Annotated in this window: 21 protein-coding genes; 9 read left to right on the top strand and 12 right to left on the bottom strand. The window is 63.9% G+C overall.

What is annotated here, in order from left to right; all coding sequences use genetic code 11:
* Window positions 1-128 precede the first annotated feature (128 nt).
* The 4 genes from RI103_RS02785 to RI103_RS02770 form a co-directional block, all read right to left on the bottom strand.
* Entirely contained in the window at window positions 129-560 is a 432-nt protein-coding gene (locus RI103_RS02785; protein ID WP_310813915.1) for a biopolymer transporter ExbD, read from the bottom strand.
* A 28-nt stretch (window positions 561-588) separates the two neighbouring features.
* Entirely contained in the window at window positions 589-1,305 is a 717-nt protein-coding gene (locus RI103_RS02780) for a MotA/TolQ/ExbB proton channel family protein (protein ID WP_310813914.1), read from the bottom strand.
* A 76-nt stretch (window positions 1,306-1,381) separates the two neighbouring features.
* On the bottom strand, window positions 1,382-2,179 hold the full coding sequence (gene dapB, locus RI103_RS02775) for a 4-hydroxy-tetrahydrodipicolinate reductase (RefSeq protein ID WP_310813913.1): 798 nt from the start codon (window positions 2,177-2,179) through the stop codon (window positions 1,382-1,384).
* A gap of 165 nt (window positions 2,180-2,344) precedes the next feature.
* A complete protein-coding gene (locus RI103_RS02770) occupies window positions 2,345-3,175 on the bottom strand; it encodes an outer membrane protein assembly factor BamE (RefSeq protein WP_310813911.1) in 831 nt (276 codons plus the stop codon).
* Between the two features lie 158 nt (window positions 3,176-3,333).
* Here RI103_RS02770 and fur point away from each other — a divergent pair, with 158 nt between their 5' ends.
* Window positions 3,334-3,762 (top strand): ferric iron uptake transcriptional regulator, encoded by a 429-nt coding sequence (gene fur, locus RI103_RS02765; protein ID WP_012434340.1) that lies wholly within the window; start codon window positions 3,334-3,336, stop codon window positions 3,760-3,762.
* A gap of 117 nt (window positions 3,763-3,879) precedes the next feature.
* On the opposite strand, the gene RI103_RS02760 is transcribed toward fur, so the two are convergent.
* The 3 genes from RI103_RS02760 to RI103_RS02750 all read right to left on the bottom strand — a co-directional run bounded on the left by RI103_RS02760 (window position 3,880) and on the right by RI103_RS02750 (window position 6,858).
* Window positions 3,880-4,392, bottom strand: coding sequence for an ureidoglycolate lyase (locus tag RI103_RS02760; RefSeq protein ID WP_310813910.1), 513 nt, complete (start codon window positions 4,390-4,392; stop codon window positions 3,880-3,882).
* Between the two features lie 13 nt (window positions 4,393-4,405).
* The gene (gene alc / locus RI103_RS02755) at window positions 4,406-5,416 is read right to left on the bottom strand and encodes an allantoicase (RefSeq protein WP_310813909.1); all 1,011 of its coding nucleotides are present in this window, start codon (window positions 5,414-5,416) and stop codon (window positions 4,406-4,408) included.
* Between the two features lie 116 nt (window positions 5,417-5,532).
* Window positions 5,533-6,858, bottom strand: coding sequence for a C4-dicarboxylate transporter DctA (locus RI103_RS02750; RefSeq protein ID WP_310813908.1), 1,326 nt, complete (start codon window positions 6,856-6,858; stop codon window positions 5,533-5,535).
* Window positions 6,859-7,086: 228 nt separating this feature from the next.
* Here RI103_RS02750 and RI103_RS02745 point away from each other — a divergent pair, with 228 nt between their 5' ends.
* On the top strand, window positions 7,087-7,785 hold the full coding sequence (locus tag RI103_RS02745; protein WP_310813907.1) for a FadR/GntR family transcriptional regulator: 699 nt from the start codon (window positions 7,087-7,089) through the stop codon (window positions 7,783-7,785).
* Window positions 7,786-7,875: 90 nt separating this feature from the next.
* Here the strand turns inward: RI103_RS02745 and gap are convergent, their stop codons facing one another.
* Window positions 7,876-8,886 carry a type I glyceraldehyde-3-phosphate dehydrogenase gene (gene gap, locus RI103_RS02740; RefSeq protein WP_310813906.1) on the bottom strand — a complete coding sequence of 337 codons (1,011 nt, stop codon included), beginning with the start codon at window positions 8,884-8,886 and terminating at the stop codon, window positions 7,876-7,878.
* A 95-nt stretch (window positions 8,887-8,981) separates the two neighbouring features.
* Window positions 8,982-11,003: a transketolase gene (tkt, locus tag RI103_RS02735; protein WP_310813905.1), complete on the bottom strand. Its 2,022-nt coding sequence runs from the start codon at window positions 11,001-11,003 to the stop codon at window positions 8,982-8,984.
* 279 nt (window positions 11,004-11,282) lie between these two features.
* Here tkt and speE point away from each other — a divergent pair, with 279 nt between their 5' ends.
* The 3 genes from speE (at window position 11,283) to RI103_RS02720 (ending at window position 13,443) form a co-directional block, all read left to right on the top strand.
* The gene (gene speE / locus RI103_RS02730; protein WP_310813904.1) at window positions 11,283-12,155 is read left to right on the top strand and encodes a polyamine aminopropyltransferase; all 873 of its coding nucleotides are present in this window, start codon (window positions 11,283-11,285) and stop codon (window positions 12,153-12,155) included.
* Window positions 12,156-12,269: 114 nt separating this feature from the next.
* Window positions 12,270-12,683, top strand: coding sequence for a glyoxalase/bleomycin resistance/extradiol dioxygenase family protein (locus tag RI103_RS02725; RefSeq protein WP_011489849.1), 414 nt, complete (start codon window positions 12,270-12,272; stop codon window positions 12,681-12,683).
* A gap of 19 nt (window positions 12,684-12,702) precedes the next feature.
* Complete coding sequence (locus RI103_RS02720; protein WP_310813903.1) at window positions 12,703-13,443, top strand: 16S rRNA (uracil(1498)-N(3))-methyltransferase; 741 nt, start codon at window positions 12,703-12,705, stop codon at window positions 13,441-13,443.
* 145 nt (window positions 13,444-13,588) lie between these two features.
* Here the strand turns inward: RI103_RS02720 and RI103_RS02715 are convergent, their stop codons facing one another.
* From RI103_RS02715 to RI103_RS02705, 3 genes are all read right to left on the bottom strand, one after another.
* Window positions 13,589-14,149, bottom strand: coding sequence for a barstar family protein (locus RI103_RS02715; protein WP_310813902.1), 561 nt, complete (start codon window positions 14,147-14,149; stop codon window positions 13,589-13,591).
* Window positions 14,150-14,165: 16 nt separating this feature from the next.
* Window positions 14,166-14,582 carry a ribonuclease gene (locus tag RI103_RS02710; RefSeq protein ID WP_310813901.1) on the bottom strand — a complete coding sequence of 139 codons (417 nt, stop codon included), beginning with the start codon at window positions 14,580-14,582 and terminating at the stop codon, window positions 14,166-14,168.
* A gap of 444 nt (window positions 14,583-15,026) precedes the next feature.
* On the bottom strand, window positions 15,027-17,321 hold the full coding sequence (locus RI103_RS02705; RefSeq protein WP_310813900.1) for an NADP-dependent malic enzyme: 2,295 nt from the start codon (window positions 17,319-17,321) through the stop codon (window positions 15,027-15,029).
* A gap of 252 nt (window positions 17,322-17,573) precedes the next feature.
* Here RI103_RS02705 and thiL point away from each other — a divergent pair, with 252 nt between their 5' ends.
* The 4 genes from thiL (at window position 17,574) to RI103_RS02685 (ending at window position 20,249) form a co-directional block, all read left to right on the top strand.
* Window positions 17,574-18,572 (top strand): thiamine-phosphate kinase, encoded by a 999-nt coding sequence (gene thiL / locus RI103_RS02700; protein ID WP_310813899.1) that lies wholly within the window; start codon window positions 17,574-17,576, stop codon window positions 18,570-18,572.
* Entirely contained in the window at window positions 18,562-19,143 is a 582-nt protein-coding gene (locus RI103_RS02695) for a phosphatidylglycerophosphatase A (RefSeq protein ID WP_310813898.1), read from the top strand. The genes thiL and RI103_RS02695 overlap by 11 nt, the downstream gene beginning before the upstream one ends.
* A 66-nt stretch (window positions 19,144-19,209) precedes the next feature.
* On the top strand, window positions 19,210-19,710 hold the full coding sequence (locus RI103_RS02690; RefSeq protein ID WP_012434355.1) for a CinA family protein: 501 nt from the start codon (window positions 19,210-19,212) through the stop codon (window positions 19,708-19,710).
* A gap of 23 nt (window positions 19,711-19,733) precedes the next feature.
* Entirely contained in the window at window positions 19,734-20,249 is a 516-nt protein-coding gene (locus tag RI103_RS02685) for a cupin domain-containing protein (protein WP_310813896.1), read from the top strand.
* The last annotated feature ends 33 nt before the right edge of the window (window positions 20,250-20,282 follow it).

Raw genomic sequence — 20,282 nt, 5'->3', positions numbered from 1 at the left:
GGTGCATGCGACGGCTCGGCTCGGCTCGGCTCGGCTCGGCTCGGCTCGGAAAGTATTTGCGTCGCGCAGCGCTAAGGCAACACGCTCGCAATCCGGAATCGCAGCGGCGTGATCAGCCGGCCGCGCTGCTACGGCTTCACAGCCGGCGGCGGCGGGTCGGTTACGAAACCGATCCGCTCGAGGCCGGCCTGCTGCGCCGCGCCCATGACCTGCGCGATCACCTCATAACGCGTGGAGCGCTCGGCGTGCAACTGGATCTCCGGCTGCTCGGCCTGCTTGCCGGCTTGCACGAAGCGCGCGCGCATCTGCTCGAGCGTGATCACGTTGCTGTTCCAGTACAGCTTGCCTGCGGCGTCGATTGAAAGGGAAATGGTTTGCGGCGTCTGGCGCGCGGGCGCGGCCGCCACTTTCGGCAAATCGAGCCGGATCGCGTGCGTAAATAAAGGCGCGGTAATGATAAAAATCACCAGCAGCACCAGCATCACGTCGATAAGCGGCGTCATGTTGATCTCGGCCATGGGCGGGGCCGTCTGCTTTTTCTCGAGTCCGCCGAATGCCATATCGCCTCCTTCCGCCCGAGCGGCGCGCTTAGTGGGTCGAGGCCTGGTGAGCCCGCGCCGGCGCCGGCGCCTGACCCTGTTCCGCCGGCGCGCACACGTAGGCGTGCAAATCGTGCGCGAAGCCGTCGAGTTCCTCCGACAACTGCCGCACCATCCGCCCGAGCACGTTGTAGGCGAGCACGGCCGGAATCGCGACCACGAGGCCGAAGGCGGTCATGATGAGCGCCTCGCCGACCGGGCCCGCGACGTTTTCGATCTGCGCCTGGCCGCTCGCCGCAATGCTGCCGAGCGCGTGATAAATGCCCCACACCGTACCGAGCAGGCCGACGAACGGCGCCGTGCTGCCCACCGAGGCCAGCAGCACCTGGCCGAATTCGAGCCGCCGCTGCGACGCGCTGAGCGCCTGACGCAGCGCCCGTAACACCCGCTCGCCGCGCTCGACGCGGGCGAGGAGCGCGCCCGGAATATCCACTTCAGACGCATGCAGCGCCGCTTCCGCCAGCGGCGTGAAGACGCGCTCACGGTCCGCGCGCTTTAACGCAGCGACGCCTTCGGACAGCGTGGGCGCCTGCCAGAACAGCGCAATCGCTCGCGCGGCCTGACGTTTGGCGCGCGTAAGGATCCAGCTTTTGACGATCAGAAAGCACCAGCTCGCAATCGACATGGCCAGCAGCACGTAAGCGACACCATGCGTGATCGCGTCGCTGGTTTGCAGGTAATGGATGATGCCGCTGCTGCCTGCCATCTGACCTCGCCGTGGAATAGTGATTCAGGGGCGCGAACAGGGGACGCAATGTCCTTTCGGTTCGCTCACGTTTCGCTCAACGCAGACCGAGCACGTCCTGCATGTCGAAGAAGCCGGTTGCGTGGCCTTCGAGGAAACGCACAGCACGAAGCGCGCCTTGCGCGTACGACAGACGGCTGGCCGATTTGTGCGTGATTTCGATGCGCTCGCCGATGCCCGCGAACAGCACCGTGTGATCGCCGACAATATCGCCGCCGCGAATCGCCGAGAAACCGATCGTGGACGGGTCGCGTTCGCCGGTCACGCCTTCGCGGCTGTAGACCGCGCAGTCGTCGAGATTGCGGCCGAGCGCGTGGGCAATCACTTCGCCCATGGTCAACGCGGTGCCGGACGGCGCGTCGACCTTGTGACGGTGATGCGCCTCGATGATTTCGATGTCGTAGCCGGTCGCGAAGTGTTTGGCCGCGAATTCGAGCAGTTTCAGCGTGACGTTCACGCCCACGCTCATGTTCGACGCGAACATGATGGCGATCTTGTCCGCCGCGGCGCGCAGTTGCGCCTTCTGCTCGGTATCGAAGCCGGTTGTGCCGATCACCATTTTCACGTTGTGACGCTGAGCCGCCTCGAGATGCATCAGCGTGCCTTCGGGGCGCGTGAAGTCGATCAGGTAGTCGGATTCGGCGAACACACGCTCGACGTCGTCGGTCAGCACGACGCCCGTCTGTTTGCCGAGAAACGCGCCGGCGTCCTGACCAAGTTGCGGGGAGCCCGCACGGTCGAGCGCGCCGGACAGCGTGGCGTCGGAATCGTTAAGGACTGTTTCGATGAGCATGCGGCCCATACGGCCCGATGCGCCAGCAATGGCAATTTTCATGGCTACGAGGGTTCGAAAGGCAAAACCCGGCAAAGGCGGGCAAAAGCGGCGGCGGGCAGCACACCCAGGCGCCGCGCATGACTGAAAAAACGGAGAACCGGACGGACGCTTTGCGCGGTGAAGTTGCCCGCGCGCGGCGGCCGTCTTAACACACGGACAGCGCGATTAGCCGCCCGTTCCCGAAGCCGGCGCAGAGGTCAGCGGTGCGTTGTGCATCGGGCCGCTGTTGCTGCTCTGCGGGCCCGTCGGTCCGACCGGATTGCTGTTGTCCGTACCCGGATTTTGCGGCGGCGGCGGACGGTGGAACTGAAATTGCGGCTGACCCGCGGCCGTCGGGCCTTGCTGCGGGACACCACCGCCGTTGGCAGTCGGCGCGCTCGGCACACTTGGACGCGCATTGGGCGACAACTGCACTGCATTCGTCGCACGATTGGCGGCTTGAGCGGCTGCCGCGTTGGCGTCCGTGGACGGAACGCCCGCTGCGCCAGCGCCAGCGACAGACGGCGAAGGCGTGGTGTCCGACGCGGCCGGTGCGGCTGCAGCCGCCGGCGCGCTCGCGCCGCTGGCACTGCTTGCCACGGCCGCCGCGGCCTTCTTCTTGCCCGACTTGTCACCGTCGATTTCAGCCAGCAACTCGAGGTTGGACGGCAGATCTTCGCCGCCCGACCAGCTGGCGACACGGTCGCCCGCGAACAGGATCACGAAGTCGCGCTGCTGGACGACGTTGGTCGAGCCGCGCTTGAAATAGAACACATAGTCCCAGCGATCCGCGTGGAACATGTCGGTCAGGAGCGGCGTGCCGAGCAACTGCTTGACCTGCGCGCGGGACAAGCCGACCTGCATCTGTGCAGCCGCTTCTTTCGAGACGAAATTGCCTTGCACCACCGTAATCCGGTACGGCGTGATGCTTTGGGCAACACGCTGCGTCAGGCTGTCGTAAGTGGAACATCCGGCAAGAACCGCGACAGTCGCAACAGCGATCAAGGTACCCCGCATGCGGCTCCCCCGGTAGATCAATTGAGATTTTGAAATCATTTCACTCACCGTGCGGGCCCGCTGACGAGCCGCGCGAGTTTCATTCCATCGAAGATGACCAGAACGGCAAAAACACATTACTATGAGAGCCCAGCATTGTACTCTAGGGATCCCTTGTCATGACCAATCCAACCGATCTCAAGAATATCGGGCTCAAGGCGACCCTTCCGCGCCTCAAAATCCTTGAGATTTTTCAGCACAGCCCGGTGCGCCACCTGACGGCCGAAGACGTGTACCGCAACCTGCTGCACGAAGAACTCGATATCGGTCTTGCAACCGTGTATCGCGTGCTGACGCAATTCGAGCAGGCGGGCCTGCTCTCGCGCAGTAATTTCGAGTCGGGTAAAGCGGTGTTCGAACTGAACGAAGGGTCGCACCACGACCACCTCGTGTGTCTCGATTGCGGGCTCGTCGAAGAATTTTTCGACTCCGAAATCGAGAGCCGTCAGCAGTCCATCGCGAAAGAACGTGGCTTCAAGCTGCAGGAGCACGCTTTGGCGCTGTACGGCGCCTGCACGAAGGAAAATTGCCCGCATCGCAAGCATTGATGCGATGTCGGCCGCGCTGGGGTGCGCGGTCAGGCGGGCAAAAAAAGACCCGGCCGATGCGAATCGGCCGGGTCTTTTTTCATTTGGCGCGCTGTCTGTACGGGAACGGTTACGACCCTAATCCATCAGTTCCGCGCTAGCTTCGAACGTCAACCGCCAAGGTTCCGTCAATGAGAGTTCGTCGCAATTAGGCTGCTCACCGCCACGATCCACCACCACGAAATCGCTCACCTGATCGAGCGCGAGCAACGGGTGATGCCAGACGCCTTTCGCATAGTTCACGCCCTGCCACGCGTCGGTCCAGAAGGCGCGCATCTGCGTCGGATCGAACTCGCCGGCCGGCGCGACGACCACCAGATAGCGCCCCGCCGTTAAGGGAATGAAAGCCTGGCTGCCGAGCGGATGCCGCTCCATCATCGTGATCTGGACCGGCAGCGCGCGCGGCTGTGCGCGAAACAGGTTGATCAGCGGCCGGCCGCCGCTCTCCGTTACGTCGACACTGGCGAGATCGTGATAGCGCTCGGTCGTGCCGCCGTTGATGGCGAAATGCCGCGCGCCGTCCAGTTCGATCACATCGCCGAACGGTGCGAAGGCCGCGCGCGTGAGGCGTTCCATCTGCAATGTCTTCATCGACGCCACTCCGTTATGCGATTTCGCCCCACAGGCGCAGGCGCGACACGCCGCCGTCCGGAAAGATATTGAAACGAACATGCGTGACCGGGCCGAGCGACGCGAGGTTGTCCGCGAACGTGTGGACGTGGTCCATCTGCAGTTTCTGTTCGCCGAGCAACACCGGCCAGAACATCGCCTGCGTGACGAGCGAATCGTCCGTGCCGCCTTTTACCGACGCGGCTTGCAGCGAACAGCGGTCCGGGAAATTGCCCTTGAAGTGCGCCGTATCCACTTCGATCTTGCGGATCACGCCCGGCCGCGCCAACGCGACGATCGCCCAATCGTTGCCCGGCTCGCGACGGCGCCGGGTTTCCCAGCCGTCGCCCATGTTGACGCCGCGGCCCGGCATCAGCATCTGCGAGGCCGGCCCGAAGTGCTGATTGTTCGCCGCGACCAGATACGCGCCGTTCTCGATCGCCGCCAGATCCAGCAGCGTGCCGCGCTCCACCCGCTCCCAATCGCGCTTCGGCTGGCCATACACGCGCAGGCGCGCGAGGCCGCCGTCCGGGTACAGATTCACGCGCAGATGGGTGAAGGCGCGCGCGTCGCTCACGTCGACATAGTGGTGCTGGTTGCCCTGCAGCGTGGTGGCCGGCACGAGCGTTTGCCAATCGGCGTTGTCGGGCGGCGCCTCGCCGTCCACGTAGCAGGCGTCGATCGACGCCGCCGGCGGGAAGTTGCCGGTGAAGTGGCTCGTATCCAGATCCACGCCGTGCACGACGCCTGGGTGCGCGAGGCGGATCACGCAGTAGTCGTGGCCGGTGGTGCGCTTGCGGCGGGTTTCCCAGCCGTCCATCCACTTGCCGTGGTCGTCGTATTTGCCGGGGATGAACACCGCCGGTTGCGGCTCGAGCATGCGTTCTTTCGGCGCGAAGAATTCGTCGCTGGCGAAGAGCGCCTTCGCACCCAGACGCGGGTCGGCGAGGTTCATGTAGCGACGCGTGAAAGCGGGAGCGTTGGGGTCGAGGATCGGATTGGCCATAGTCTCTAGTCTCGGTCAGGCAGCGAAAAAGTGAAGGAGAGCCGGCGTTCGTGGGATCTGCCGGCGCTGGAAGCGCGCTGCATCGGCACGCGGATTCTGATAACGGATTCTCAGGTTCACACAGCCGGAGCGTGCTCGCCGTTGGCAGCGGGTTCGGCGCCTTCACCGGCCGGCACGTAACGCAACGCCGCGTCGCGGTTCAGCACGCGATGCGCGCGCGTCCGGTCGATATCGTTTTCCCACACGGCGACCACCACCGTCGCCACGCAGTTGCCGATCAGGTTGGTCAGCGCGCGGGCAATGCCGACGAACCAGTCGACCGGCAGAATCAGCACGAGGCCGAGCACGGGGATCGCCGGAATCGCGGACAACGTGGCGGCCAGAATCACGATGGCCGAGCCGGGAATGCCGTGCGCGCCCTTCGACGTCACCAGCGACACCAGCACCACCACGATCAGGTCATGCATGGACAGCGGCGTGTTGGTGGCCTGCGCGATGAAAATGACCGCCAGCGTGAGATAGATGGAGAAGCCGTCGAGATTGAACGAGTAGCCGGTCGGAATCACGAGCCCGACGGTCGAATCCTTGACGCCCATCCATTCGAGCTTGCGCATGATCTGCGGCAGCACGGCATCCGACGAAGCGGTGCCCAGCACGATCGACAGTTCTTCGCGCAGGTAACGGATCAGCTTGAAGATGCTGAAGCCGGCCAGACGCATCACGACACCCAGCACGACGGCCACGAACACGAAGCAGCTCACGTAGAACACGAGCACCAGCATGCCGAGCTGCTTGAGCGACTCGACGCCGTATGTGCCGGTGGTGAAGGCGATTGCCCCGAGCACGCCGAGCGGCGCGAGCTTGATGATGAAACTCATCACGCGGAAAAACACCCGCGACAGCTCATCAATCAGGCTGCTCACGCGCTGCGCCTTATTGCCGAGCAGCGACAGCGCCGAGCCGAACAGCACGGAAAACACGAGGATTTGCAGGATATCGCCGGTGGCGAACGCGTTGATCGCCGTGTCGGGGATGATCTTCAGCAGAAAGCCGGCCGTGTCCTTGAGGCTCTTCGCGTGCTCGGTGTAGGTCGAGAGCGAAGCCGGATCCAGCGAGTGCAGATCGATGTTCATACCGACGCCAGGACGCGTGACATACGCGAGGATTGCGCCGATCACGAGCGCAATCGTCGTCATCACCTCGAAGTAGACCACCGCCTTCAGGCCGACGCGCCCGACTTTGCGCAAGTCGCCGGCATGCGCCATGCCGCTGACCACAACGCAGAAGACGATCGGGCCGATCACCATCTTGATCAGCTTGAGAAAGCCGTCGCCGAGCGGGCGCAGCGATTGGGCGAAATGCGGAAAGACGGCACCGATCACGATGCCCGCCACCAGCGCTATGACGACCCGGCCAAACAGCGAATTGAAAAATTTCAACACGGCTTCCTCCTGGTTACGATTCACATCTGTTCAGACTGGTCCGACCAGTACTGTTATCTCGAATAGTAGGAAGCCGATATACTGACGTCAAGGATTCATAGAACGGTGTTTACCCGCTGTTTTTCAAGCGGGTTCGGGTCGTATCGACGGCGGCGAGCGGCAAGCCGCACGGGCGTTCGGACCACGTATTACAATGCTGGTCAGACCGCGCTTTCAAGTGAGCCAACAATGAAGAACGTCCCGCATACCGTCACCGATGCCGCCATCGCGACCATCCGCGAACGGATCGAAGCGGGCGCCTATCCCGTGGGCAGTTTGCTGCCGGCGCAGCGTCAACTTTCCGAAGAACTCGCGATCAGCCGCGCCTCCTTGCGCGAGGCGCTCTCAACGCTTGAAGCGCTCGGTTTGCTGGTGATCAGGCCCGGTAAGGGCGTCTATGTGGAAAGCGCGCAGGCCTCGGCTGCCCATGCGTGGCGCTTCGCGGAGCAGTCGTCGCTGCCGGACACCTATCAGATGCGTTTCGCGCTGGAAGGCTTCATAGCGCGCATGGCGGCGCTTGCGGTCAGCGACTCCGACCTCGCCTGGTTCGAAGAAAACATCACCGCCATGCAAACGGCGCTCGCCTGCGACGAACTCGACGAAGCCGCGCGCCTCGACTACGACTTCCACATGCGGATCGTCAACATTGCCGGCAACGCGGCGATCGAATCGATTCTGAGCAGCAGCGCGGAGATCATGAAGGAAAGCCAGCGCATGCCGTTCTACCGGCGCGAACTGGTGCTGTCCACCTACAACGAGCATCGCGTGATTCTGGACGCGCTCAAGGCGCGTGATTGCGCCGCGGCCGGCAAGGCCATTGAGACGCACATCTCGAACGCCGCACAGCGCGCTGGCGTCTATTTCCCGACGCCGCAGCCGCAGGCATAAAAAAACCGCTCCGAAGAGCGGTTTTTATTTGCCCTGCCGCCGCCGGCATGAAGCCGGAATTGCAGAGCCTCGCGCACGAAGCGCGATAACTTACTTCGCGTTGGCCAGCGCCACTGCTGTGTCCAGCATGCGGTTCGAGAAGCCCCACTCGTTGTCGTACCAGCTCGACACCTTCACCAGACGTCCCGACACCTTGGTCAGCGTGGCGTCGAACGTCGACGAAGCCGGGTTGTGGTTGAAGTCGATCGACACCAGCGGTGCGTCGTTGTAGCCGAGGATTCCCTTCAGCGCCCCTTCCGACGCTTCCTTCATGATCGCGTTGACTTCTGCGACCGTCGTGTCGCGCGCGGCGATGAACGACAGGTCGACCACCGACACGTTGATCGTCGGGACGCGAATCGCGTAGCCGTCCAGCTTGCCGTTCAGTTCCGGCAGCACCAGGCCGACCGCCGAAGCCGCGCCGGTCTTGGTCGGAATCTGGCTGTGCGTGGCCGAGCGGGCGCGGCGCAGGTCTTCGTGGTACACGTCCGTCAGCACCTGGTCGTTCGTGTATGCGTGGATCGTGGTCATCAGACCGTTCACGAGACCGATCTTGTCGTTCAGCGGCTTGACGAGCGGCGCGAGGCAGTTCGTCGTGCACGATGCGTTCGAGATCACCGTGTCCGATGCCTTCAGCACGTTGTGGTTCACGCCGTAGACGATCGTGGCGTCGACGTCTTTACCGCCCGGCGCCGAAATGATCACCTTCTTCGCGCCGCCCTTGATGTGCGCGCTCGCCTTTTCCTTGGTCGTGAAAAAGCCCGTGCATTCCATCACGACGTCGACGTTCAGCTCGCCCCACGGCAGTTCAGCCGGGTTGCGGTTGGCCAGCACGCGGATCTTGTCGCCGTTGACAACGAGGTAGTCGCCGTCCACCGACACTTCGCCCGGGAACTTGCCGTGTGCCGTGTCGTATTGCGTCAGGTGAGCGTTGGTCTTGGCATCGCCGAGATCGTTGATGGCGACGATTTCGATATCGTGCTTCTTGCCGTTTTCATAGAAGGCGCGCAGCGTGTTGCGGCCGATCCGGCCGTAGCCGTTGATTGCGACGCGAATCGTCATGGTCTATCTCCTGATGGCTGAAAAAATACGTCCAGGTTCGTCTGACTGACAGCGTTGCCGCGCGTTCGCACGCCAGCGGCAACGTTTGTTCAGGATCAGCCGAGTGCGGCTTTTGCCGTCTCTACCACGTGCTCGACAGTGAAGCCAAAATGCTTGAACAGCACGCCCGCCGGGGCCGATTCGCCGAACGTGTCGATGCCGACCACGCCGCCTTCCAGACCCACGTACTTGCGCCAGAAATCCGTCACACCCGCTTCGATCGCGACGCGGCGCACGCCATGCGGCAGCACGCGTTCGCGGTACGCGGCGTCCTGCTTGTCGAACACGGTGGTCGACGGCATGGACACGACACGTGCCGCGATGCCTTCGCGGGCCAGCGGCTCGATTGCGTTCAGCGCCAGTTCGACTTCCGAACCGGTGGCGATCAGGATGATCTTGCGCGCGACGATCTCGTCGTTCCAGTCGCGCAGCACGTAGCCGCCCTTCTCGATGTTGGCGATCTGCGCGTCGGTGCGTTCCGAGAACGGCAGGTTCTGACGGCTGAAGATCAGGCACGACGGGCCGTGGTGTTCGACCGCGTGGGTCCAGGCCACCGCAGTCTCGACGGTATCAGCCGGACGCCACACTTGCAGGTGCGGAATCAGACGCAGGCTCGCAACATGTTCGATCGACTGGTGAGTCGGGCCGTCTTCGCCGAGACCGATCGAGTCGTGCGTAAACACGAAGATCGACGGCGCTTTCATCAGTGCGGCGACGCGCAGCGCGTTGCGGCTGTAGTCCGAGAACGTCAGGAACGTGCCGCCGAAGGCCTTGAAGCCGCCGTGCAGCGCGACGCCGTTGATCGCGGCGCTCATGCCGAATTCGCGCACGCCGTAGTTGACGTAGTTGCCGGCGGCTTTGCCTTCCGCGTTCACACGCACAGGCTTGGCGGCCTTCCAGTTGGTCAGGTTCGAGCCGGTCAGGTCAGCGGAGCCGCCGAGCAGTTCGGGCAGCACGGCTGACAAAGCTTCGATGGCCTGTTGCGATGCCTTGCGCGTTGCGACGGTTTCCGCACGTTCGTTCGCGCCGGCGATGATGGCCTTGGCCTTGTCCTTCCAGTCGGCGGGCAATTGCTTCGCGTCGCGACGCTTGAATTCAGCGGCTTCCTGCGGATATTTGGCTGCGTACGCAGCGAACGCCTTGTTCCAATCGGCTTCGTTGCGCGCGCCGGCTTCCTTCGCGTCCCATGCCGCGTAGACTTCTTGCGGAATCACGAACGGCTCCCACTTCCAGCCGATCTTTTCACGCGTGGCCGCGACTTCCTTGTCGCCGAGCGCCGCGCCGTGCGAATCATGGCTGCCGGCCTTGTTCGGCGAGCCTTCGCCGATCACCGTCTTGCAGCAGATCAGCGTGGGCCTGTCGGATTGCTTGGCCTGCTTGATGGCTGCATCCACCGCATCGACGTCGTGGCCGACCACGTTCGGGATCACGTTCCAGCCGTACGCTTCGAAACGCTTGGGCGTGTCGTCGTGGAACCAGTGCACCACTTCGCCGTCGATCGAGATGCCGTTGTCGTCGTAGAACGCGATCAGCTTGTTCAACTTCAGCACGCCGGCGAGCGAGCACGCTTCGTGCGAGATGCCTTCCATCAGGCAGCCGTCGCCGACGAACACGTACGTGTGGTGGTCGACGATCTTCGCGTCAGGCTTGTTGAATTCCGTGGCGAGCAGCGACTCGGCGAGCGCCATGCCTACCGCATTCGCCAGACCCTGGCCGAGCGGGCCGGTGGTTGTCTCGACGCCCGGCGTGATGCCGTATTCCGGGTGGCCCGGCGTCTTCGAATGCATCTGGCGGAAGTTCTTCAGCTCGTCGATCGGCAGATCGTAGCCGGTCAGGTGCAACAGCGAGTACAGCAGCATCGAGCCGTGGCCGTTGGACAGCACGAAACGGTCGCGATCGGCCCATTGCGGGTTCTTCGGGTTGTGACGCAGATGACGCGACCACAAAGCCACGCCGATTTCGGCCATGCCCATCGGCATGCCGGGGTGGCCGGAATTCGCTTTTTGAACGGCGTCCATGGCCAACGCGCGGATTGCGTTGGCCATCAAAGTGGTGGGTGCGGGAGACGGGGTCGTCATGTCGAGTCCGGAGACAGAGTCAGAAGGCGGTGCGCGCTTGAGGCCCGGATGCTCGAATGCCGGTTCGCTTCGGCGCACGATGCGGCGCCAGGAGACGCGAAACGGGCAGAGCAAACGGACAAGGCTGAAAGGCTGACATTCTAACAGAACGTTGACCGCGCCCCGCTCCGAAAGCCGCCTGGCGACGCGGCGTGGCGCGCCCGCAGAGCCCACGCCGTGCTTCGGCGTTTACAATTGCACAACCAGAACCCACCGCGCTCCGGATGGAGCCCGCCATCCGTGAGCGCTCCGCTGCTGTTCCGACCGAGTCCCGACGCCGTCTACGGTTTTCCGCACGCGAAGCGCCTGGCGCGCGTCGATTCGCCTTATCAGCGGATCGAGGTCTGGGACTCGCCGCAGCTCGGCCGGCTCTTCACGCTCGACGGCCGTCCGATGACGTCCACCGGCGACGAGTTCATCTATCACGAATGCATGGTGCATCCGGCCGCGCTCGCGCATCCGTCGCCGAAAGCGGCGTTGGTGCTGGGCGGCGGTGACGGCGGCGCCGCGCGGCAATTGCTGCGGCACGCGAGTATCGAACGGATCGTAGTGGCGGAACTGGACGCCGAAGTCGTGCGCCTGACGCGCGAACATTTGCCCGAGGTGCACGGCGGCGCTTTCGACGAACCGCGCGTCGAACTGGTGATCGGCGACGCTGCGCGCTACGTCGACGCCGCAGCGCCGGCGCAGTTCGATCTGGTCGTGTTCGACCTGACGCCGCCGGACTCACCCGCCGCCGGTCTTTACACGCAAGCCTTCTATCAGCGGCTCAAGCGGGTCATGAGCCCGATTGCCGCAGTCTCCGTACACCTCGGCTCGCCGTATTTCCATGCCGAACGCATCGCGCACCTGCTCGACGATCTGCGCGCGGCCTTCGCCGTCATCCGCACCATGAACACCTTCGTGCCGCTGTACGGCTCGCTCTGGATGATGGCAACCGCCAGCGACACGCTCGATCCCGCCGCCCTGACCATCGACACGCTCACTGAACGCCTGGCCGCGCGTGGAATCGACACCTTGGTGCATTACGACGCGGCCGTGCACGCCGGACTGTTCTCGGCATCGCGCTCGGTGCGCGATAAACTAAGTCAATTCTTAAAGCCAGCAAGCTGACGCATGGGCAAAATGCAGGGTTCGGCCGGACTGCCCTATCGGCATATCGATACGCAAATGTCCACCTGAACTCGCCGCATGTGTCCCGCCAACCCCATAGATCCGGAGAATCCCATGACCGCCTCCCGCCCAGCCGGTGTGCCCTGGTTGACCCCTTATCTGACGGTGCGCGATGCACGTGCCGCGTCCGCGTTCTTCACAGCGGCGTTCGGCTTCGAAGTGCGTGACAGTGTCCAGGACGACGGCGTCGTGATGCATGTCGAGATGACCTATCAAGGCCAGTTGATTGTGATGTTCGCACCGGAAGGCGCGTTCGGCTCGGCGGCGAAAACACCCAAAAGCGCGGGCGCAATTGCACCGCAATCGTTCTATGTCTATGTCGACGATGTCGACGCGATTTACGCGCGGGCGCTGGCCGCCGGCGCCAAGTCGCTGAGCGAGCCACAGGATCAGTTCTGGGGCGACCGCTTCGCCCAGGTCGAAGATCTGGACGGCTACCGCTGGGCGCTCGCTCGCCACCTTTCATGAACCAATGAGTATTTTTTTGATGCCACGCTTCTTCGTCGGTACGCCTCTCCAGCCCGATGACATCATGCAGCTTCCCGATGACGTCGTTCGGCATGTGCTCGTGCTGCGCTTGCAGCCAGGCGATTCGATCGTCCTTTTCAACGGCGAAGGCGGCGAGTACAGCGCCGAACTCGTCGAAGTCGAACGCCGCTCGGCCAAGGTAAGAATTCGCGAATTCCGCAATATCGAAGTCGAGGCGCCGTATCGCCTCACACTCGCGCAAGGCATCGCCGGCGGCGACAAGATGGACTGGTTGATCGAAAAGGCCGTCGAACTCGGCGCGTCCAGTTTCGTGCCACTGACCACCACGCGCAGCGTCGTGCGCCTGGCGGGCGAACGCGCGCAGCGGCGGCATGCGCACTGGCAAGGCATCGTGCGGGCGTCGTGCGAGCAGTGCGGGCGCAATCGACTGCCGGAAGTCATGCCGGTGCGCGAGATTGCCACCTGGCTGGGCGCGATGCCCCGCACGCCCGAAGAAGGCGAGTTGCGCATCCTGCTCTCGCCACGCGCCAGCATCAGCTTTTCCGCCTTGCCCGCCGAGCCGCCGAAAGGACGTGTGACGGTGCTGGTCGGCCCGGAAGGCGGCTTTTCCGCCGCCGAGGAAGCGGCAGCCACCGATCACGGCTTCACCGCCGTCGGCCTCGGCCCGCGCGTGATGCGCACCGAGACTGCCGGCATCGCGGTGCTCTCGGCGCTGGCGGCCGGCTGGGGCGGCTGGTAAGTCGCCTGCGTGGCGCCCTTGCTTTCCTGGTTGAGGGCGGCACGCCGTTTCGACAGCAGTACCAAAAACAAAGGCCCGCCAATCGGCGGGCCTTTCTCATTTAGCCCAAGCAGGCAACGCTCAGGCAAAAACTCAACGAAAAAACTCAGGCGAACGAGTAGAACACCCGGAACGCCACCTTTCGCTCGGCCCAGAACTCAGCGGCTTCGCGGAAGACGTCCAGCAGCGTCTCGCGTCCTTCCTTGTCGAACTTTTGCGCGACCGGCAACTGCTCGAGCACGATCACAAAGCCCGGCTGCGCACCCGCCTTCTGGACCAGATCGGTCAGGCAGTCGTAGAGCGCGTCGTAATTCTTGCCGAAGTGTTTCGGAAACAGGAACGAGGTCGCGATGGTTTCGAGCACTTCCTGCTTGGACTGCGCATTGGCGCAATACGCATACAGAAAATGCTGGCCGAGCTGGTTGGCCTCGTCGGCCAGATCCTGCACGCGGAACGCGCGGATCGACTGTACGATGTTCGGTCGTACGGTCTTGAAAAGACTCATGGGCTCCTCGTTCGATGAAACCACAGTGCCTGTTTCGCTCTGGTTCTCGCGGCCCTGATCGCCGGCGCGCATCTGCATGACGCGTTGGAACAAATTGCCGTCGCCGGCCGCGAAAAGATCCGTCGCGACTCCGGAGTCGTGCGCGTAGACGTTGTCGCTCATGCCGTTCATCCCGATGTCATTCAACAATACGATTAAAACTGGTGTAGTGGTCGTCCGAGTAGTAACAATTATCGGTTCGCTTCAGCGGACCTCCGCAGACGATGCGACGCGCCCCGCGATTACGTGAACGAGGCGTGGGAACGGTGTATTCGTGGTAGTAGCCGCGCCGATGGGCCGGCAGCAACCGTTCGCGATTGCCGAATACGATGCCGTCCTTCTCATACGGGTAAGGCCCGCCCGCGGCAATCAAGTTCAAAGTATTGACCGCTTCGCGCGGCAACTGCGCCAGCGCGACGGTGCCCTGCAACTGCGTGTCCGCTTCGGCGGGCGCCGTGGAGTCGCGCGCAAACGCGCCAGGCACGGGACCGGATAAAGCGCACAACGTGAGAGCACCGACCAGCACGCCTTTCATGCGTTGCCACTTGCGTGCCATGTATCAGGGTTCCCCGCTGTTAGATCACGAGTTTGACGACCATGAAAGTCGTAAGGGTATCGCTAATGGCCCCCGGAATCAACGTTCGCCGGGCGCGCGACATCCCCCGATCAGGCGCGAAAGGGCCACCGGAGCGGCTTTGACGACTTTTGACAGAATATTTAGCCCAGCCAAGCTAAACTTAGCCTGACGGTGCGAATCGAGGCGCAGGTGGACAAGTGGAGGCGGACTGCAGCCCGCTTTGCATGAGTCTGCAAACGGCTTGATTGCCCGTGGCAAGGGTCTTGAGCCCTTGAGCGCTCTGGAGGCGCAATTTTTGTCTGGTCTGCCGTTTTTTAGGGTGGCAATCCCCTGTTCACCCTGAGGCGTGTCCGTTGCGGACACGCCTTTTTTTTGCATGGCGCGCAGTCCTACACCAGCGCCATACTTCGTCTGGATCGCGGATTAACGGGCCGCGATCACATCGGCCACCAGCAGCGCCGTCATGTTGACGATCCGGCGCACCGTCGCCGAAGCCGTCAGCACGTGCACCGGCTTGGCCGCGCCCAGCAGCATCGGACCAATCGCGATGTTGTTGCCCGCGGCGGTCTTCAGCAGGTTGTACGAGATGTTGGCCGCGTCGATGTTCGGCAGCACCAGCAGGTTCGCATCGCCTTCGAGCGTCGAATCGGGCATCACTTCGCGGCGCAGATTCGCGTCGAGCGCAATGTCGCCGTGCATTTCGCCGTCCACCTGCAGGTCCGGTGCGCGTTCGCGCAGGATCGCCAGCGTGTCGCGCATCTTCTGCGCGGTCGGCGCGTTGCTCGTGCCGAAGTTCGAATGCGACAGCAGCGCGATCTTCGGCTCGATCCCGAAACGGCGCACTTCCTCCGCCGCCATGAGCGTGATTTCAGCCAGCTGCTCCGGCGTCGGATCGACGTTCACGTGCGTGTCCACCAGGAAAATCTGCCGGTTCGGCAATACCAGCGCGTTCATCGCCGCGTAGACCTTCGCGCCCGCCTTCTTACCGATCACCTGATCGATGAAGTGCAGGTGGCGATGCGTGGTCGACACCGTGCCGCAGATCATGCCGTCGGCCTCGCCCTTTTCCACCAGCATCGCGCCGATCAGCGTGGTGCGGCGGCGCATTTCGAGCTTCGCCATCTGCGCACTGATGCCCTTGCGCGACATCATCTTGTGATATTCCTGCCAGAAGTCGCGGTAACGCTCGTCATGGTCGGTGTTCACGACCGTGTAGTCCTGACCCGCAACCAGACGCAGGCCGTAGCGCGCAATGCGCTGCTCGATCACCGCCGGACGGCCGATCAGGATCGGCCTGGCCAGCTTTTCGTCGACGATGATCTGCATCGCGCGCAGCACGCGCTCTTCTTCGCCCTCCGCGAACACGATGCGCTTCTTCTCCGGCTCGACGCCACGCGCGAGCTGGAAAATCGGCTTCATGGTCGTGCCGCTGTGATACACGAACTGCTGCAGATGCTGTTCGTACGCTTCCATGTCCTCGATCGGACGCTCGGCCACGCCCGAATCCATCGCGGCCTTCGCCACGGCCGGCGCGACCTTGACGATCAGACGCGGGTCGAACGGCTTCGGAATCAGATATTCCGGCCCAAACGAGAGATCCTGGATGCCATACGCGGTCGCGACGATGTCGCTCTGCTCCTGGCGCGCCAGTTCGGCGATCGCGTTGACCGCCGCGATTTCCATTTCCCGCGTGACCGTCGTCGCGCCCGCATCCAGCGCGCCGCGGAACAGGAACGGGAACACCAGCACGTTGTTCACCTGATTCGGATAGTCGGTGCGGCCCGTGCACAGCACCGCGTCCGGACGCACTTCGAGCGCCAGTTCCGGCAGGATTTCCGGCGTCGGGTTGGCCAGCGCCAGGATCAGCGGCTTGTCCGCCATCTGCCTGACCATGTCCTGCTTGAGCACGCCGCCGGCCGACAGCCCGAGGAACACGTCCGCGCCGCCGATCGCTTCGGCGAGCGTGCGGGCGTCGGTTTCACGCGCGAAGCGCTCCTTGTCCGGATCCATCAGTTCGACACGGCCCTTGTAGACCACGCCGGCCAGATCCGTGACGGTGATGTTCTCGAGCGGCAGGCCGATATCGACCAGCAGGTCCAGACAGGCCAGCGCCGCCGCACCCGCGCCCGAGGACACCAGCTTGACCTCCCTGATGTCCTTGCCGACCACCTTCAACCCGTTGGTGATCGCCGCCGCGACGACGATCGCCGTGCCGTGCTGGTCGTCGTGGAAGACCGGAATCTTCATGCGCTTGCGGCATTCGCGCTCGACGATGAAGCAGTCCGGCGCCTTGATGTCTTCGAGGTTGATGCCGCCGAAGGTCGGCTCCAGTGCTGCAATCACATCCACCAGCTTGTGCGGGTCGGACTCGTTCAGCTCGATATCGAACACGTCGATGCCGGCGAACTTCTTGAACAGCACGGCCTTGCCTTCCATGACCGGCTTCGAGGCGAGCGGCCCGATGTTGCCCAGACCCAGCACCGCGGTGCCGTTCGTGACGACACCGACCAGATTGCTGCGTGCCGTGAAGCGCGCGGCGTTCAGCGGGTTCTCGACGATTTCCTCACACGCGAACGCGACACCAGGCGAGTAGGCCAGCGCGAGGTCGCGCTGGTTGATCATCTGCTTGGTCGGGGCGATCGCGATCTTCCCGGGAGTCGGGAATTCGTGGTAATCGAGGGCGGCTTCGCGGAGTTTGGTATTGACGGGAGTGGACATAAAGGCGGGCTTCTAAGGGCGGATTAGAATAGACGTTCGACGGCATTGTAGCCCCAATTGCCAGCCCACTTCCTTCAATACGGGTACAACTGCCGCGACTGAAACATAACGAAAGGCTGACGCGGCATGTTGCGGCCGAACGCGACCCGAATCGGAGTTGCAGGCGGATCACGCGTTTACCCTTGGCCCACTCCGCACAATGCGCGCCGTTAGCCGCGGTTCGCGATAATTCTCCGTCCACCTATCGCCACCATGCTCTCCGAGTTTTCGCTGATCGATCGTTTCTTTGCCCGCCGCGCCGCCGCCCGGCCATCCGACGCCGCGAACGGCACGCTCGGCATCGGCGACGACTGCGCGCTGCTCGCGCCGCGCGCCGGCGAGATGCTGGCGATCTCGACGGACATGCTGGTCGAAGGCCGCCACTTTTTCGCCGATGTCGATCCCGAGGCGCTCGGTCACAAAGCGCTCGCGGTGAATCTGTCGGACCTCGCCGCCATGGGCGCGCAACCGCAGGCGTTCACGCTGGCGTTCTCCTTGCCGAAGGCCGAGGAAGCGTGGCTCGCCGCGTTCAGCGAAGGGCTCTTCGCGCTGGCTGAACGCCACGGCTGCGAGCTGATCGGCGGCGATACGACCGGCGGTCCGCTCAATCTATGCATCACGGTCTTCGGCAGCGTGCCGCCGCACGCGGCGCTGCGCCGCGACGCCGCCCAGCCGGGCGACGAGATCTGGATTTCCGGCACGCTCGGCGACGCGCGCGCCGGTCTCGGCGTGCGGCGCGGCGAGTGGTCCGCCCATGCCAGCGACACTGCGACGTTTAGTCGCGCCCTCGAGCGTCCGGAGCCGCGTGTCGCCCTCGGCCTGGCGCTGCGCGGCATCGCCCACGCGGCGCTCGACCTCTCGGACGGCCTCGCCGGCGACCTGCTGCATATTCTCGAACGCTCGAACTTGCGGGCCGCGGTCGACATCGAGGCCGTGCCACGTTCCGCCGCGCTGCGCCGCCTCGCGCCCGAGATCCAGCGGCGCTGCACGCTCGCTGGCGGCGACGACTACGAACTGTGCTTCACCGCGCCGCCCGCGGCGCGCGCCGCGGTGGAAAAGGCCGGCCACGAGGTGGGCGTGCCGGTCACCCGCATCGGTACAATAAGCGCTCTCGAAACGGCGGCCGACCGCCCGGCGATCACCTGGCAAGATGCCGCCGGCGCGCCCCTCACTCTGACGTTGCAAGGCTTCGACCACTTTCATGCAGACTGATCCCCCGCTCGGCCCGGCCGACAAACTCATCGGCGCCGAGCCGTCCCAGGCGCCGCGCGCGCCTGATCCACGCCCGCCGGGCCGTCAGCCGCGCCGCGCCACCGCGCGTTTCATGCTGTCGCATCCGCTGCACATTCTGTCGCTGGGGTTCGGCAGCGGCCTGTCGCCGGTTGCGCCGGGCACGATCGGCACGCTGTTCGCGTGGGCGTCGTTCGCTGTCCTGAGCCGCTACCTGACCGTGATCGAATGGGGCCTGCTGATCGTCGCCGGCTTCATCGGCGGCATTGCGATTTGCGGATTTACCGCCAAGAAGCTCGGCATCGACGATCCGTCGCCGGTCGTGTGGGACGAAATCATCGCGTTCTGGCTGGTGCTGCTGATGGTCACGCCGGTCACGCTGACCGGCCAGTTGTGGGCGTTCATCGTGTTCCGCTTCTTCGACATGGTGAAGCCGCCGCCCATCGGCTATTTCGACCGTCGTCTGAAAGGTGGCTTTGGCATCATGTTCGATGACCTGGTCGCCGCGTTTTTCACGCTGCTCGTGGTTGCGCTCTGGCGCATGTCCGTTTGACTGCTGCCCGGCGGCCGCCGCGCCGCCGGGCATTCACCGCCAGCCCCCGTTTTCCGGATTGACGCCATGCCTACCGATTCCGTCGTTCACCAGCTCGCGATTCGCGTGAGCAACCGTCTGCGCGACGAGCGCCTCATGCTCGTCACCGCCGAGTCCTGCACCGGCGGCATGGTGGCGACCGCGATCACCGACATTTCCGGCAGCAGCGGCTGGTTCGAGCGCGGCTTCGTCACGTATTCGAATCAGGCGAAGAGCGAAATGATCGGCGTGCCCGCCGAGCTGATCGACAAGCACGGCGCGGTCAGCGAACAAGTGGCGCGCGCCATGGCCGAAGGCGCGCTGCGCAACAGTCGCGCGCAGGTCTCGCTGTCGATTACCGGCGTCGCCGGACCGGGCGGCGGCACCGAGACGAAGCCGGTGGGCATGGTCTCGTTCGGCTGGAGCAACCGGCTGCATACGTCGGTGGAAACGAAGGTTTTCAAGGGCGACCGCGAAAAGATCCGTGTGCAGGCTGCCGCGCATGCATTGCGCGGAGTCCTCGCCTTGCTCGACGAGCGCGAGCATTAACCCCGATTCGAAGCGGGAAGCCGATGCCTGATTCGTACGCACTCAAAGACGAACTGATCCGCCGCCTGGGTCTCGAGCCGCATCCCGAAGGCGGATTTTTCAGCGAGACGTACCGCTCGGCGGAGCGCGTGATCCGTGACGGCGGCGACGACTCAGTGCAAACGCGCTCCGCCTCCACGGCGATCTATTACCTGCTATGCGACGGCGCGCATTCAGCGTGGCATCGGATCAAATCCGACGAGGTTTGGCATTTCTACGCGGGCGAACCGTTGAACGTCCACGTGCTCGACGAGACGGGCGCTTTGGTGACACATAAGCTCGGCAACGCGCTGACGCACGCGGATGCCGTGTTCCAGGCCGTGGTGCCGGCAGGTTTATGGTTCGCCGCTGAATGCGCCGATCCGGCGACCTTCGCGCTGGTGGGCTGCACCGTAGCGCCGGGCTTTGAATTCAGCGAATTTGAACTGGCGGACGCCGGCGCGTTGAAAGCGCGACATCCGCGGCATGCGGCGTTGATCGAGCGACTGGGGCCGGCCTGAACCCCATCCGTTGATGAAGCCGTCCTCGGCAAA

Source organism: Paraburkholderia sp. FT54 (assembly GCF_031585635.1).
Classification (GTDB): Bacteria; Pseudomonadota; Gammaproteobacteria; order Burkholderiales; family Burkholderiaceae; genus Paraburkholderia.
The sequence above is the reverse complement of the archived record's forward strand: the minus strand, read 5'-3'. Positions and strand labels throughout refer to the sequence as shown.